Source organism: Saccharothrix hoggarensis, assembly GCF_042678885.1.
Lineage (GTDB): Bacteria > Actinomycetota > Actinomycetes > Mycobacteriales > Pseudonocardiaceae > Actinosynnema > Actinosynnema hoggarensis.
Map to the genome: position 1 here is coordinate 1 of NZ_JBHTLK010000018.1, position 14,602 is coordinate 14,602.

Annotated in this window: 12 protein-coding genes and 1 pseudogene; 7 read left to right on the forward strand and 6 right to left on the reverse strand. The window is 72.6% G+C overall.

Going from position 1 to position 14,602, the window contains the following annotated elements; all coding sequences use genetic code 11:
- The 4 genes and pseudogenes from ACFQ3T_RS06185 to ACFQ3T_RS06200 form a co-directional block, all read right to left on the reverse strand.
- Positions 1-477 (reverse strand): annotated as a pseudogene (locus ACFQ3T_RS06185) (class I SAM-dependent methyltransferase); the annotation flags it as partial.
- On the reverse strand, positions 477-1,457 hold the full coding sequence (locus ACFQ3T_RS06190; RefSeq protein ID WP_380720912.1) for a class I SAM-dependent methyltransferase: 981 nt from the start codon (positions 1,455-1,457) through the stop codon (positions 477-479). The gene ACFQ3T_RS06190 and the pseudogene ACFQ3T_RS06185, both read right to left, overlap by 1 nt.
- Complete coding sequence (locus ACFQ3T_RS06195; RefSeq protein WP_380720915.1) at positions 1,447-2,226, reverse strand: enoyl-CoA hydratase/isomerase family protein; 780 nt, start codon at positions 2,224-2,226, stop codon at positions 1,447-1,449. The genes ACFQ3T_RS06190 and ACFQ3T_RS06195 overlap by 11 nt, the downstream gene beginning before the upstream one ends.
- A gap of 36 nt (positions 2,227-2,262) precedes the next feature.
- On the reverse strand, positions 2,263-3,105 hold the full coding sequence (locus tag ACFQ3T_RS06200; protein WP_380720917.1) for an ABC transporter ATP-binding protein: 843 nt from the start codon (positions 3,103-3,105) through the stop codon (positions 2,263-2,265).
- A gap of 111 nt (positions 3,106-3,216) precedes the next feature.
- Between ACFQ3T_RS06200 and glgX the strand changes: the two genes are divergently transcribed.
- From glgX to ACFQ3T_RS06220, 4 genes are all read left to right on the forward strand, one after another.
- Positions 3,217-5,325 (forward strand): glycogen debranching protein GlgX, encoded by a 2,109-nt coding sequence (gene glgX / locus ACFQ3T_RS06205; protein WP_380720920.1) that lies wholly within the window; start codon positions 3,217-3,219, stop codon positions 5,323-5,325.
- 255 nt (positions 5,326-5,580) lie between these two features.
- Positions 5,581-6,159, forward strand: a complete 579-nt coding sequence (locus ACFQ3T_RS06210) for a cysteine dioxygenase (protein ID WP_380720922.1) — start codon at positions 5,581-5,583, stop codon at positions 6,157-6,159.
- Positions 6,156-6,542, forward strand: coding sequence for a rhodanese-like domain-containing protein (locus ACFQ3T_RS06215; protein ID WP_380720925.1), 387 nt, complete (start codon positions 6,156-6,158; stop codon positions 6,540-6,542). The genes ACFQ3T_RS06210 and ACFQ3T_RS06215 overlap by 4 nt, the downstream gene beginning before the upstream one ends.
- A 44-nt stretch (positions 6,543-6,586) precedes the next feature.
- Positions 6,587-7,711 carry a tetratricopeptide repeat protein gene (locus ACFQ3T_RS06220; protein WP_380720927.1) on the forward strand — a complete coding sequence of 375 codons (1,125 nt, stop codon included), beginning with the start codon at positions 6,587-6,589 and terminating at the stop codon, positions 7,709-7,711.
- Between the two features lie 6 nt (positions 7,712-7,717).
- Here ACFQ3T_RS06220 and ACFQ3T_RS06225 read toward each other — a convergent pair whose 3' ends face one another.
- Both ACFQ3T_RS06225 and glgP read right to left on the reverse strand, forming a co-directional pair.
- A complete protein-coding gene (locus tag ACFQ3T_RS06225) occupies positions 7,718-8,224 on the reverse strand; it encodes a hypothetical protein (protein WP_380720929.1) in 507 nt (168 codons plus the stop codon).
- A gap of 165 nt (positions 8,225-8,389) precedes the next feature.
- Entirely contained in the window at positions 8,390-10,960 is a 2,571-nt protein-coding gene (gene glgP / locus ACFQ3T_RS06230) for an alpha-glucan family phosphorylase (RefSeq protein WP_380720930.1), read from the reverse strand.
- Positions 10,961-11,185: 225 nt separating this feature from the next.
- Here glgP and ACFQ3T_RS06235 point away from each other — a divergent pair, with 225 nt between their 5' ends.
- The 3 genes from ACFQ3T_RS06235 (at position 11,186) to ACFQ3T_RS06245 (ending at position 14,599) form a co-directional block, all read left to right on the forward strand.
- Positions 11,186-11,968 (forward strand): DddA-like double-stranded DNA deaminase toxin, encoded by a 783-nt coding sequence (locus tag ACFQ3T_RS06235; protein ID WP_380720933.1) that lies wholly within the window; start codon positions 11,186-11,188, stop codon positions 11,966-11,968.
- Positions 11,965-12,396 (forward strand): Imm1 family immunity protein, encoded by a 432-nt coding sequence (locus ACFQ3T_RS06240; RefSeq protein WP_380720935.1) that lies wholly within the window; start codon positions 11,965-11,967, stop codon positions 12,394-12,396. Before ACFQ3T_RS06235 ends, ACFQ3T_RS06240 begins: the two co-directional genes overlap by 4 nt.
- A 226-nt stretch (positions 12,397-12,622) precedes the next feature.
- Complete coding sequence (locus tag ACFQ3T_RS06245) at positions 12,623-14,599, forward strand: alpha-1,4-glucan--maltose-1-phosphate maltosyltransferase (protein WP_380720938.1); 1,977 nt, start codon at positions 12,623-12,625, stop codon at positions 14,597-14,599.
- Positions 14,600-14,602 lie beyond the last annotated feature (3 nt).

A 14,602-nucleotide genomic window follows, 5' to 3' on the forward strand; every position in this document is an offset into this window, starting at 1 on the left:
CGGGTCGGCGAGCACCGCCGTGCCGCGGGACAACGGCCGCAGCGCGTCCGCCCGCACGAGCGGCACGGCGTCGCCCACGTTGTGCCGCGCCATCGCCAGCCGCACCGGGTCGAGGTCCGAGCCGACGGACCCCTCGGGCAGCGCCGCGAGGTCCGCGCCGATCGAGCACGTCACGTCGTGCGCCGGGCCGGTGAACCGACGGGCCCGGTGCGCGGCCACCGGGTGCGGCGTGGCCTGCTGCAAGGCGTCGGAGGTGAACAGGCCGTCGGTGAAGGGCACCTTCGCGGACGCCTTGCGCCGCAGCAGGACGGTCTCCAGCACGGCGGCGAAGCGCGTCGGCGAGACCCGCTTCGCCAGGGCCACGTCGGAGAGCCGGGACGCGGGCGTCAGCGGCAGGTCGGCCAACGCCGACAACGCGGCGGACCCGGCGTCGGAACGCAGGTACGCCACGTCGTCGAGGCTGAACTCGTAGCCCACTAGACCGGCTTGCGCCCCGTCACGGACACGTTGTAGAAGACCTCGCGCGGGAGGACCTTCGCGAGCACCTTCTCGTCCACCCAGGACAGCCGCTGCCAGGTCTTGTAGGCGAACATCGCCCACCCGAAGCCCAGCTTCTCCCGCGGCACGGCGGCCTCGAACGTGCGCACCGGCCACCCGAACAGGGCCGCCGACAGCTCCTCGGTCACCGCCCGCACGCCGACCGCGCCCGCCGACCGGGCCGTCCGCTCCAGGTCCGACGGGTCGAACGTGTGCAGGTCGACCACGGCTTCGAGGGCCGCGGCGCGGGACGACTCGTCCAGCTCCTCCTGCGGCCGGCGCCAGTCCGACAGCGGGCCGAGCTTGGTCACGTTGGTCGTCAGCCACCACGTCAGCTGCCCGAGCTTGCGCGCGTAGAAGTTGCCGACGTTCGTCGGGTCGCCCGCGAACACGAACTTCCCGCCCGGCTTCAGCACGCGCAGCACCTCGCGCATCGCGGCGGCCACGTCGGGGATGTGGTGCAGCACCGCGTGCCCGACGACCAGGTCGAACGTGTCGTCGTCGTAGGGGATGCGCTCGGCGTCGGCCACCCGGCCGTCCACCGGCAGGTCGAGCTGCTCGGCATTGCGCAGCGCCACCTCGACCATGCCGGGCGACAGGTCGGTCACCGAGCCCTTGCCGATGACGCCGCCCTGCATCAGGTTGAGCAGGAAGAACCCCGTGCCGCAGCCCAGCTCCAGCGCGTGCCCGTACGGCCCGACGTCGCCCGCGACCGCCCGGAACCGGTCGGTGGCGTAGGTGATGCAGCGCTCGTCGTACGAGATCGACCACTTCTCGTCGTACGTGCCCGCTTCCCAGTCGTGGTAGAGCACGTTCGCGAGCTTGGGGTCCTTGTACGCCGCCTCGATCTCGTCGGCGGTGGCGTGCGGGTTGGGCCTGGGGTCGGCGGAACCGGTCGGGCCCTGGTGATCAACGGCCACTGAACTTCGCCTTCCCCGGCCCGTTCTCGATGAACGACGCCATGCCGGTCTTCTGGTCCTCGGTGGCGAACATCGCCGCGAACAGCTGGCTCTCCAGCTTCAGCCCGCTGCCCAGGTCGGTGTCCAGCCCGCCGTCGATGGCGGCCTTCGCGGCGGCGTACGCGCGCACCGGGCCGTTGACGAACTGCCCGGCCGACCGCCTGGCCGCCCCGTACACGTCGTCGGGGGCGACGACCTCGTCCACCATGCCGATCCGCAGCGCCTCCTCGGCGCCGACGAACCGGCCGGTGTAGATCAGGTCCTTGGCGCGCGACGGCCCGATCAGCCGCGGCAGGCGCTGCGTGCCGCCCATGCCGGGGATGACGCCGAGCAGGATCTCCGGCTGGCCGACCTTGGCGTTGTCGCCCGCGATCCGGCGGTCCGCGCACAGGGCCAGCTCGAACCCGCCGCCCAGGGCGTACCCGGTGATGGCCGCCACGGTCGGCTTGGGGATCTCCTCGACCGCGCGCAACGCCGACGTGAACGCGCCCGCGCGCGCCGCCATCTCGGCGTACGACAGATCGGCCATCTCCTTGATGTCCGCGCCGGCCGCGAACACCTTGGGACCGCCGTACACGATCACGGAGTACACGTCGGCCCGGTCGGCCGCCTCCAGGGCGGCGGACCGGATCTCCTCTTGGACCTGCCTGTTCAGCGCGTTCATCGGCGGGCGGTCCAGCCGGATGGTGCCGATCCCGTCCTCGACTTCGAGCCTCACGAACTCAGCCACAGGTCCTCCTCGACCTCCGTCGGTGCGCCTCGCAGGTTACCCCTCGGTAGCCTTGCGTCGGGCGAAGTACCGGTCACCCGACCGTTGGAGCTCCAACGGCTGGTCGAACGTCTTCGACAGGTTCTCCTCGGTCAGCACGTCGTCCAGCAGGCCCTGCGCCACGATGCCGCCGTCACGCAGCAGCAGCACGTGCGTGAAGCCCGGCGGGATCTCCTCCACGTGGTGCGTGACCAGCACCGTCGCCGGCGCGTCGGGGTCGAGCGCCAGCTCCGAGAGCCGCGCCACGAGGTCTTCCCGGCCGCCGAGGTCGAGGCCCGCCGCGGGCTCGTCCAGCAGCAGCATCTCGGGGTCCGTCATCAGCGCGCGGGCGATCAGCGCGCGCTTGCGCTCGCCCTCGGACAGCGTGCCGTAGGTGCGGTCGGCCAGGTGCTCGATGCCCAACGTGGCCAGCAGCTCCTTCGCGCGGCCGGTGTCGAGCTTGTCGTACTCCTCGCGCCACCGGCCCAGCACCGCGTACCCGGCGCTCACGACGACGTCCACGACCTTCTCGTCGGCCGGGACGCGCCCGTTCAGCGCCGCGGACGACAGGCCGATGCGGGTGCGCAGCTCGGCCATGTCGGTCCGGCCGATGCGGGCGCCGAGGAGGTGCACCTTGCCCTTGGTCGGGTGCAGCTCGGCGCCGGCCAGGCGGAGCAGCGTCGTCTTGCCCGCGCCGTTCGGCCCGAGCACGACCCACCGCTCGTCCAGCTCCACGCTCCAGTCGACGTCCCCGACCAGCGTGGTCTTGCCCCGTCGAACCGAAACACCCTGCATGTGGATGACCAGATCTTCGTTTTCCACGCCAGCCCTCGCCCCGATCGACACCGAACCCGGCGCCATTGTTCTGCAACGCCCCTCGCGGCCGGCGCGGTGGGGGCGGTTCACCCGACCTCGTAGTCGCCGCGCGTGCTCATACCCAAACCGTCGGTGCGTCCTGGAAGGATCGGGGTCATGTCTGCCGACTCGATCCTGCTCGCGGGCCGACCGTTCCCCCTCGGGGCGCACCCCGAGGCCGGAGGTGTGCGCTTCGCCGTCTCGGCGCCACCCGCACACGCGGTGGAGGTGTGCCTGATCAGCGAAGACGGCACGGAAGAACGGGTCGAGCTGACCGAACGGACGTTCGGCGTGTGGCACGGGTTGATCTCCGGCGTCACGCCCGGCCAGCGCTACGGCTACCGGGTGCACGGCCCGTACGACCCGGCCCGCGGCCTGCGCTGCAACCCCGCGAAGCTCTTGGTCGACCCGTATGCGACGAGGATCACTGGCGCGCTGACGGACCTCGACGCGGCGCTCGGGTACGTGGGCGACCCGATGCTGGGCGCGCCGTCGCCGGTCGACTCGCTGGGCAGCGTGCCGCTGTCCGTGGTGACGTCGCCGGGCGGTCCGGACACGGGCGTGAAGCCCGACGTGCCGTTCGAGGAGGCGGTGATCTACGAGCTGCACGTGCGCGGGTTCACGCGGCAGCACCCGGCCGTCCCCGAGCACCAGCGCGGCACGTACCTGGGCCTCGCGCACCCGGCCGTCGTGGAGCACCTGGTCCGGCTGGGCGTGACGTCGGTCGAGCTGCTGCCGGTGCACGCGTTCCTGGACGAGCCGTCGCTGGTCCGCGACGGCAGGCACAACTACTGGGGCTACTCGCCGCTGAGCTACTTCGCGCCGCACCCCGGCTACGCCAGCGAGCCCGGCCGCGAGGTCGAGGAGTTCCGGACGATGGTCTCCGCGCTGCACGCGGTGGGCATCGAGGTGATCATCGACGTGGTCTTCAACCACACGTGCGAGGGCGGTCCGGAGGGTCCGACGCTGTCCTACCGGGGCTTCGACGCGCCCGGCTACTACCTGCACATCGACGGCGGCGGCACGCTCGACATCACCGGCTGCGGCAACACCACCGAGGCCGGCTCGCCGCAGTTCGTGCGGCTGGTGACGGACTCGCTGCGCTACTGGGCGACCGAGATGGGCGTGGACGGGTTCCGGTTCGACCTGGCCTCGACGCTGGGCCGGCCGGGCGGCGGGCGGTTCGACCGCGCGTCGGCGATGCTCACCGCGATCACGTCCGACCCGGTCCTGTCGCGGTGCAAGCTGATCGCCGAGCCGTGGGACGCGACCGGCGACGGCTACCGGGTCGGCGACTTCGGCGTGCAGTGGGCCGAGTGGAACGGCCGGTACCGCGACACCGTGCGCGACTTCTGGCGCGGCGGGACGAGCGTGCGCGACCTGGCCTACCGGCTGTCCGGGTCGTCCGACCTGTACGCCGACGACCTGCGCCGGCCGTGGCAGTCGATCAACTTCATCACCGCGCACGACGGCTTCACGCTGCGGGACCTGGTGTCCTACAACGAGAAGCACAACGAGGCCAACGGCGAGGACAACCGCGACGGCACCAACGACAACCGGTCGTGGAACTGCGGCGTCGAGGGCGAGACCGACGACGCGGGGGTGCGGTCGCTGCGCGCCCGGCAGGCGCGGAACCTGTTCGCCACGCTGATGCTGTCCACCGGCACCCCGATGGTGACGGCGGGCGACGAGCAGTGGCGCACCCAGGGCGGCAACAACAACGCGTACTGCCTGGACGACGAGACGTCGTGGGTGGACTGGAAGCTGACCGGCGAGGGCGAGTCGATGCTGGCGTTCGCCCGGCGCGTGATCACGCTGCGCGCGACGTCGCCCGCGCTGCGGCAGCCGCAGTTCTTCGACGGCCGCACCACCGCGTCCGGCGCTCCCGACCTGGTGTGGTTCCGCCCGGACGGCGAGGAGATGGCCGAGACGGACTGGTTCGACGAGGGCCGCCGGTTCCTGGGCATGTGGATCGACGGGTCGAACAGCCTGTCCCGCTCCCGCGACGGCGAGCTCGTGTCGGACGACTCGTGGCTGCTGCTCCTGCACGCCGGGGCGGACCCACTGGAGGTCACCCTGCCCGGTCCCGAGTACGGCGCCCGGTACGTGCCGGTGCTGGACTCCACGACTCCGGACGGCGCGCCGGAGGCGGTGGACGGCCTCGCGGCGGGCACGGCGCTCGTGCTCGGCGGACGCTCGCTGCTGCTGCTCCGCGTGCCGAGCTGACGCCGGCCGAAGCGTCGGACACCGAGGCAATCCTGGCTGGTGGGACCGGGTGCGCGGGGCCACGTCCGCGTGCCACCATGCGGGCGTGGCCCGTCCGTTGCTGACCTGGTGCGACCGCACGATCGACCTCCTGCTGGTGGCGTCGTGCGGGTGTAGCCGGACGCGACGCGGCCGGTAGCCCCACCTCGCCTGACCACCGCCGCGTCGCGTCTTGATCGCTACCCGCCCGACCCGTAGCCATCAGGAGCGACCACCGTGACCGCGACCATCGCGCGCGCCGACCTGCACCCGAAGCTCGACGTGCGGTTCCTGCGCGACCTCATCCACCCCGAACGCGACCTGTGGACGCCGCGCGAGCTGCGCGAGCTGACGTCCACCGTGGCCGCCGAGTTCATCACCCCGCTGCTGGACGTCCTGGAGTACGACCCGGAACGGCGCTGGTGGGTGCGGCTGGGCCTGACCGAGGGCGTCGAGCTGTGGCTGCTGAGCTGGCTGCCCGGCCAGGGCACCGAGCCGCACGACCACGGCGGCGCGGCGGGCTCGTTCACCGTGCTCACCGGCGAGCTGGCCGAGGACTACCGCTACCCCGGCGGCCCGGTCCGCAGCGCGGCCCGTCCCGTCGGCAGCGCCCTCGGCTTCGGCGCGGGACGCGCGCACCAGGTCGTGAACCGGGGGTCCGTCGGCGCGGCGAGCGTGCACGCCTACTCGCCGCCGCTGGTGCCGACGCGGGAGTACCCGAGCCTCGCGGACATCCCGCACGAGATCCCGCCCCTGCCCGCCCGACGGCTGCCGCTGGAGCAGCTGCGCGCACTCGCCGACCAGGAGGGTCCATGAGCGCCGAGGAACTGCTGGACGACGCACGGCGGGCGCTGACCCGCGTCGAGCCGCACGAGCTCGCGGGCCTCGACGACGTGCTGGTCGTCGACATCCGCCCGCACCACAACCGGGCCGCCGAGGGCGAGATCCCCGGCTCGGTGCCGGTGGAGCGGATCGTGCTGGAGTGGCGCCTCGACCCGGACGGCGAGCACCGCATCCCCGGCTTCACCGCCGACACCACCGTGGTCGTGCTGTGCAACGAGGGCTACGCGTCCAGCCTGGCCGCGCGGGACCTGCAGCGGGTCGGCCTGCCGAAGGCGACGGACCTCGTGGGCGGCTTCCGCGGGTACGCCGCGGCCGGGCTGCCCGTGCGGCCCGGCGCCACGCAGGCGGTCACCTGAGCCGTGCGGGGAACCGCGGGGGCGCGGGCAGCGTCTCCAGGTCCGTGTGGAAAGCGCTGACCGGGCTGGCCCTGGTCGTCCTCGTGGTCTGGCAGCCGAGCGTGGCGACGTTCGGCGGGGCGGCGGTCGGGACGTGGGCCGTGCTCGCCCTGCTGCAACTCGGGTTGCTGCTGGGCGCGGTCCTGTTCGGGGTGCGGGTGCCGTTGTTAGTGATCGGCGTCGGCGGCGAGGTGCGGACGTGGACGCGGCCGCACCTGCGGGTGGTGTGGCGGACCGTGCCGCTGCTGTTCGCGGTGGGCCTGACGTCGATCAGGGAGCCGGTCCGGCGGCGGCTGTGGCTGACCGCGCTGACGGCGGCGGTGCTGTCCGCGGGCGTCGTGGCGCTGGCCTGGCTGGGCGCGCTGGCGTGGTCGGACGACGACCGGCCGTTCCTGCGCGGCTTCGCCGTGGCGGGCACGGCGGTGCTGGTCAACGGCCTGTGGCCGCGGCGCGGCGCGGGCGTCACGTCCCCCGGCTGGTTCCTGTTCGGCCTGCCCCGCGCGTCCGGCCGCACGGCGGCGGAGTTCGAGGCGACGCCGCTGGTCAACCAGGTGTCCGACGCGCTGCAGGCCGGCGACCTCGACCGGGCCGAGGCGGTCGCGGAGGACCTGGTCTCACGGCACCCGACGTTGCTCGTGGCGATCGGCGCGCACGTCGCCGTGCTCACGCTGCGCACGAAGTACGCCGAGGCGCTGCACATCGTCAGCCGCCTGGTCGGCCGGACCGACCTCGACCAGCGCGACATGGCGTTCGTGCTGGCGCAGATGGCCGGTTCGACGGCGAACGCGGTCGAGGGCGGGCAGCTGCCCGCCGACGTGGGCCTGCCGGCGGCGAGGCGGGCGGTGGACGGCGCGATGCAGTTCGGCTACCCGCGGCACCGGTGCGTCGGCACGCTGGCGCAGCTGGCGCTGCTGGAGGACGACCACGCGACCGCCATCACGCTGGGCACGCAGGCCAAGCACGTCAGCGAGAGCGGGCTGGACCGGGCCGACGCGCTGGCCACGATCGCGCGGGCGCAGATGGCGGCGGGCGACAACGCGGCGGCCCGGGAGACCCTGGCGGAGGCCCAGGAGCTGGCCGGGTGGATGCCGCGCGTGGCCGAGACCAGCGCCCGGCTCAACATCGGCTGAACGCGGTCAGGCCGGCGGCAGGGTGGGCAGCCCGCCGGCGGGTGCGGGCAGGCCGCAGTTGGTCAGCAGCGCGTTCATCGTCTTGAGCAGGGCGGACACCTCGTTGCGCAGCTTCGCCGGGTCGGGCGGGACGGCGCCGGGCACCACCTTGGCCAGCACCGCGAACACGCCGCCGAACACGGCCATCGTGGTGGAAAGGCACAGCTCCGGCTTGCGGGCCTGCGGCTCGGCCTCGGCGGACGCGCTCGCCGGCGGGCGGGGCAGGCACCTCGCGCCCTGCATCGAGACCAGGAGGTGCAGCACGTCACCGAGCGGCGCGGCGGCCTTGGGCGGTTCGGGCGGTGTCGCGGTCAGCGGCGCGGTCGCCGTCTTCAGCGTCTCCCCCAGCTGCGTGACCAGCCCCGTGCACGCGGGCGGCGGGGCGACCACCTCGCGTTCCGCCGTGGCGGCCGGGATGGCGACCACGGCGAGCAGCACGGCGAGCAGCGAGCCTGTTGCGGCGAATTTCCTCACGGCGCGACGACCTTCTCCCGGACGGATGTTCCGGGCCCGAGTACCCCGCCCCACCAGCGAGAACACGGAATTCGCCCGACCGGGAAAACGCGGTGTCGGAAGTGGGAGAAATGCTCGATCAGATGACCGCCGGTAATCCCGACGGCCATCTGATCGAGCGAAGGATCAGCCCGCCAGGACGACCCGACCCAGTTCGGCCGGTGACGCCAGCAGGTCGTGCCGGGGCAGCACCCGGACCGTGTAGCCGACCGCGCCCGCGTGCGGCAGCGGCACCTCGATCTCGTAGTTGCCGTTGCCCGCGTACCGCATCACGTGCGTGACCACGTCGTACAGCTCGTCCGAGTCGCCGACCCGGCCCAGCGCCACCTGCACGTCCACCTCGGACGGCTCCAGGCCGGCCAGCTCGATGCGCGCCCGCACGCCGACCGGCGAGCCGAGCTGCGGCGTGGCCGACCCGTTCAGCGACATCTCGGACTCCAGCACGCGCACCCGCGTCCACGACGCCCGCAGCCGCTGCCGGTAGGCGGCCAGCTCCTTCGCGCCCCGGTAGCCCTCGCCGACCACGGAGGCGGCCGACGACGCGGCGGGGGCGTACAGCTTCTCCACGTACTCGCGCACCATCCGCGACGCCTGCACGGCCGGGCCGAGCGACGCCAGCGTGTGCCGCACCATCGCCAGCCAGCGGGTCGGCACGCCGTCCTCGCCGCGGTCGTAGAACAGCGGCGCGACCTGGTTGCCGAGCAGGTCGTACAGCGCGGCGGCCTCCAGGTCGTCGCGCCGGGTCGGGTCGGTGATGCCGTCCGCGGTCGGGATCGCCCAGCCGTTGCTGCCGTCGTACAGCTCGTCCCACCAGCCGTCGCGGATCGACAGGTTCAGCCCGCCGTTCAGCGCCGACTTCATGCCGGACGTGCCGCACGCCTCCAGCGGCCGCATCGGGTTGTTCAGCCACACGTCGCAGCCCCAGTACAGGTACCGGGCCATCGACATGTCGTAGTCGGGCAGGAAGACGATCCGGTGCCGCACGCCCGCGTCGTCGGCGAACCGCACGATCTGCTGGATCAACGCCTTGCCGCCGTCGTCCGCCGGGTGCGACTTGCCCGCCACGACCAGCTGCACGGGCCGTTCCGGGTGCAGCAGCAGCGCGCGCAGCCGGTCCGCGTCGCGCAGCATCAACGTCAGCCGCTTGTACGTCGGCACGCGGCGGGCGAAGCCGACCGTCAGCACGTCCGGGTCGAACACCGAGTCGGTCCAGCCCAGCTCCAGCGCCGACGCGCCGCGCTGCAGCCAGGACGCGCGCGTGCGGCGGCGGACCTCGCCGACGAGCTTCGCGCGCAGGTCGTTGCGCAGCTCCCACAGGCGCTGGTCGGTGACCGGCTCGAAGCCGTGCACGCCGAGGCCCGAGTCCTCCGGGTCGCCCAGCAGCCTGCTCATCTCGGTCGCCGCCCACGTCGGGCCGTGCACGCCGTTCGTGACCGAGCCGATCGGCACCTCGGACGCGTCGAAGCCCGGCCACAGGCCGCGGAACATGTCCCGGCTGACGCGGCCGTGCAGCTTGGACACGCCGTTGGCGCGCTGCGCGAGCCGCAGGCCCATGTGGGCCATGTTGAACAGGCCGGGGTTCTCCTCCGCGCCCAGGGCGAGGATGCGCTGGGTGTTCACGCCCGGCAGCAGCGTCTCCGGGCCGAAGTAGTGCTGCACCAGGTCCACGGGGAACCGGTCGATGCCGGCGGGGACGGGCGTGTGCGTGGTGAACACGGTGCCCGCGCGGACCGCCGCCAGCGCCTGGTCGAAGTCGAGGCCCTCGCCCGTGACCAGCTCGCGGATGCGCTCCAGCCCGAGGAACCCGGCGTGGCCCTCGTTGGTGTGGAACACCTCGGGCGGGGTGTGGCCGGTCAGCTCGCAGTACGTCCGCACGGCGCGGACACCGCCGATGCCGGCCAGGATCTCCTGCCGGATGCGGTGGTCCTGGTCGCCGCCGTAGAGGCGGTCGGTGACGCCGCGCAGGTCCTCGTCGTTCTCCTCCACGTCGGAGTCGAGGAGCAGCAGCGGGATGCGGCCGACCCGCGCCTTCCAGATCTTGGCCCGCAGCACGCGGTCGCCGGGCATGGCGACGTGCACCAGGATCGGCGCGCCGGACGGCTCGGTCAGCAGCTCCAGCGGCAGGCCGCGCGGGTCGAGCACCGGGTAGTGCTCGATCTGCCAGCCGTCGAGGGACAGGGCCTGCCGGAAGTAGCCGGACCGGTAGAGCAGGCCGACGGCGATCAGCGGAACGCCCAGGTCGGAGGCCGCCTTCAGGTGGTCGCCGGCGAGCACGCCGAGACCGCCGGAGTAGTTCGGCAGGGCCTCCGTGACGCCGAACTCCATCGAGAAGTAGGCGATCGCGCTGGGCAGCGGTCGCAGTTCGTGGTTGCCGTGCTCGCGGCGCTGCTGGATCTCCTCCTGGCGGCGCTGGAACCAGCGGGGACCGGTGGTGTAGCGGTGCAGGTCGTCGGCCAGTGCCCTGGCGTGGGTGAGGAACTGCTCGTCACGGGACAGGGCGTCGAGGCGTTCGGGGGCCACCACGGAGAGCAGCCGCAGCGGGTCGCCGCTCTCGGCCCACAGCTCGGGGTCGACCGACGCGAACAGGTCCTGGGTGGGCTGGTGCCACGTCCAGCGCAGGTTCGTGGCGAGGGTGCCCAGGGCCGACAACGGCTCGGGCAGACTGGCTCGGACGGTGAACCGGCGAAGTGCTCGCATGGCGTCGGACCTTATCCCCCATCCAGCGGTGCGGAGCAACGGTCACCCGAACCGATGCAGTGACCGGTCCAGCCCGACCTGCGCAGACGTCGCCCTGCAAGTTATTTCCCACACCGCGCCCAACCGTCAACCCCGACCGCCCGCGTCCACGCCGGCCCGCGGCGGACCGCCGGCTCGGCCAGGATCGGGTGGGACGTGCCGTCCCGGAGACCGGGGAGCCGCCGGATGACCACTTCGCTGGGCGAGGTCGAACGCGCCGTCCGCGCCGTGTCCGACCACGCCCGGAGGCTGGAAGCGCTCCTCGCGGAGGCGGCCGGGCACGCCGCCGAGGCCGCCGACCTCCTCGCCCCGGCGGGCTGCGGCAGCCGCCGGGAGGACGAGTTCCTGGGCACGGCGTCCGCCTGGCGGGACGCCGCCGACGAAGCCGACTGCCTCCGCACCCTCGTCACCGCCGCCCGCACCGCCCTGGACCGCTACCTCACCGCCCCACCGCCCCCACCTCCACCGCTCCCACCGCCGCCGACCTCCGACCCGGTCCGCTCGGTCCGCTCGCCGAGCGGCGACCACTACCCGGTCGAGGCGGGCTGGGGTGCGCACCTCATGGGTCGCTACTCGGCGCCGCGCAGCGGGGTGCCGGTCCACGGTCTCGCTCGCGCGAAAGGCAGCGAGACGACGCTCTCCTTCCGGCCCGGCGAGCAGTACTGGACCGAGCGGGTGGTCGAGCGGGCCAGGTTCCTCCGGGCGGGCGCGGCGTTCTGGAAGGCTCGGGTGCACTTCCACGTCGAGTTCGAAACCGCGGCGTGGATGGTGGAGAGCGGGGTGCGAGAAGCCGAGCTGATCGTCAACCGCACCCCTTGCGGGTACCGGATGGACCTGGAACGACAACCCGGATGTCACCAGTACCTGCGACGATTCCTACCGGTCGGTTCCGCGCTGCACGTCTACGGCACCGACGAGAACGGCCGGAAGACGTTCATCGCGACCTACCGAGGACTGAGCGAACAATGAGCCTCCCCCACGACGGCCACCGCATCCTGGCGGAGCTGCTGCGGCACGCGGAGAACCCCGGCGCGGAACGGGTCCACTGGTGGCTGGACAGCCCGCACGGGGCGGGCCGGGACGATGGCTGGGGCGAGGCCGGCCCGGTGCTGTCGGTCGGCGTCGGACCGGGTGTCGGCGTCGTCGTGTGGATGGCGGGCGACGAATCGTTCATCGCCACCGGCGGGGTGAACGCGGAACCGGCCACCTACGAGAAGGACGAGTGGTGTGACGTCCACTACCCGCCCCGGACCGAGTTGCCGATCTCGGTCGTGGCGGAGGTGGTCGAGCGGTTCGTCGAGGACGGCGGTCGGGCGGCCTCGGTCGACTGGCAGGTGTACGACCCGCAGGCCGAGTCGGTCACCTACAAGGGGCAGGCCGCTGATCTCAACCCGTGAGAACGGCGCCCGATGATCGCCCGAAAGATACCGGCGTGGCACCACGGTGGTATCGATCAAGAACTGGGAATCTGCTCTTCCATGGCGAGACGGACGCCACCGCAAGTGTGCGATCCAACCAGAAGGGGTAGGAACACCAGGTGGGTGTCCCCGGTGAAGGCGTGGCCGACCGCTGGGGGCAGACTTGACCGTGCAAGCGTCACACCAGGTGAGAGGGGCGCTGCCGATGAGCGGACGACTCGGAATCGATGATGTCTCCCCGATCGTGAGCGGAGGTCGCTACCCGGCCAAGGCCGTGGTCGGCGAACACGTCCCGGTCGAGGCGACGGTGTGGCGCGAGGGCCACGACGCCGTCGCCGCCACCGTCGCGTGGCGGGGACCGAACGACCGGGTCGCCAGACAAACACGCATGGTCCCGCAGGGCGTCGGCCTCGACCGCTGGGCCGCCGTGATCGTCCCGGACGCCGAGGGCGCGTGGACGTTCCGCGTGGACGCCTGGAGCGACCCGTGGGCCACCTGGCAGCACGCCGTCGAGGTCAAGATCGCCGCCGGCCAGGGCCCCGACGAGCTGGCGAACGACCTGGAGACCGGCGCGCTGCTGCTCGACCGCGTGAGCCGCCGGCCGGACCGGCGCAAGGACAAGCCGCTGCTGCTGAACGCCGCCAACGCGCTGCGCGACGAGCACCGGCCGCTGGCGGAACGGGTCGCGCCCGCCCTCGCGAGCGACGTGCGGCAGATCATGCACGACCACCCGGTGCGCGAGCTCGTCACCAAGGGCAAGCCGCAGAAGGTCTGGGTCGACCGGAAGCGCGCGGCGTTCGGGTCGTGGTACGAGTTCTTCCCCCGCAGCACGGGCGGCGTGGACGAGTCGGGCGTCCCGGTGCACGGCACGTTCACCACCGCGGCCAAGGAGCTGGACCGCATCGCGGCCATGGGCTTCGACGTCGCCTACCTGCCCCCGATCCACCCGATCGGCCGGGTGAACCGCAAGGGGCCCAACAACACGCTTACCGCCACCGAGGACGACCCCGGCTCGACGTGGGCGATCGGCGCTGACGAGGGCGGGCACGACGCGATCCACCCCGAGCTGGGCACGATCGAGGACTTCGACGCGTTCGTGGCGCGGGCCCGGGAGCTGGACCTGGAGGTGGCGCTCGACCTGGCCCTCCAGTGCGCGCCCGACCACCCGTGGGTGTTGAAGAACCCCGAGTGGTTCACCACCCGCCCGGACGGCTCGATCGCGTACGCGGAGAACCCGCCGAAGAAGTACCAGGACATCTACCCGGTCAACTTCGACAACGACCCCCAGGGCATCTACAACGAGGTGCTGCGGGTCGTCCTGCACTGGGTGGACCACGGGGTGCGGATCTTCCGGGTCGACAACCCGCACACCAAGCCGCCGGACTTCTGGGCGTGGCTGATCTGGGCGGTCAAGGACCGGCACCCGGACGTCCTGTTCCTCAGCGAGGCGTTCACCCGCCCGGCGCGGCTGTACGGCCTCGCCAAGCTCGGCTTCACGCAGAGCTACACCTACTTCACCTGGCGCACGACCAAGGAGGAGTTGACCGAGTTCGGCGTCGAACTGGTCGAGCACTGGGACGAAGCGCGGCCCAACCTGTTCGTGAACACCCCGGACATCCTGCACGAATCGCTGCAGCACGGCGGTCCGGGCATGTTCGCGCTGCGCGCGGCCCTGGCCGCGACGATGGCGCCGACCTGGGGCGTGTACTCCGGCTACGAGCTGTTCGAGCACGAAGCCGTCAGGCCCGGCAGCGAGGAGTACCTGAACTCGGAGAAGTACCAGCTGCGGCCGCGGGACTACGCGGCGGCGGTGGCCGAGGGACGGTCGCTGGAACCGTGGTTGCGCAAGCTGAACGCGATCCGCCGGGCCCACCCGGCGTTGCAGCAGATGCGAACACTCCGGTTCCACCACGTCGACAACCCGGCGTTGATCGCCTACTCCAAGCAGGACCCGGGCACCGGCGACACGGTCGTCGTGGTGGTCAACCTGGACCCGCACAACGCGCAGGACGGCACCGTCTGGCTGGACCTGCCCGCGCTCGGCTTCGACTGGCACGAGCGGCTGATCGCGCACGACGAGGTCACCGGGGAGACCTGGGACTGGGGTCAGGCGAACTACGTCCGCCTCGAACCCTGGCGCGCCGCGGCGCACATCGTCGGCGTGCTGCGCCGTCACGGTTAGCGC

Bases quoted from the DNA above. Each gene is read 5' to 3' on its own strand.
- ACFQ3T_RS06200 (WP_380720917.1), bottom strand. From the start codon at position 3,105: ATGGCGCCGGGTTCGGTGTCGATCGGGGCGAGGGCTGGCGTGGAAAAC.
- glgX (WP_380720920.1), top strand. From the start codon at position 3,217: ATGTCTGCCGACTCGATCCTGCTCGCGGGCCGACCGTTCCCCCTCGGG.
- ACFQ3T_RS06215 (WP_380720925.1), top strand. From the start codon at position 6,156: ATGAGCGCCGAGGAACTGCTGGACGACGCACGGCGGGCGCTGACCCGC.
- glgP (WP_380720930.1), bottom strand. From the start codon at position 10,960: ATGCGAGCACTTCGCCGGTTCACCGTCCGAGCCAGTCTGCCCGAGCCG.
- ACFQ3T_RS06235 (WP_380720933.1), top strand. From the start codon at position 11,186: ATGACCACTTCGCTGGGCGAGGTCGAACGCGCCGTCCGCGCCGTGTCC.
- ACFQ3T_RS06240 (WP_380720935.1), top strand. From the start codon at position 11,965: ATGAGCCTCCCCCACGACGGCCACCGCATCCTGGCGGAGCTGCTGCGG.
- ACFQ3T_RS06245 (WP_380720938.1), top strand. From the start codon at position 12,623: ATGAGCGGACGACTCGGAATCGATGATGTCTCCCCGATCGTGAGCGGA.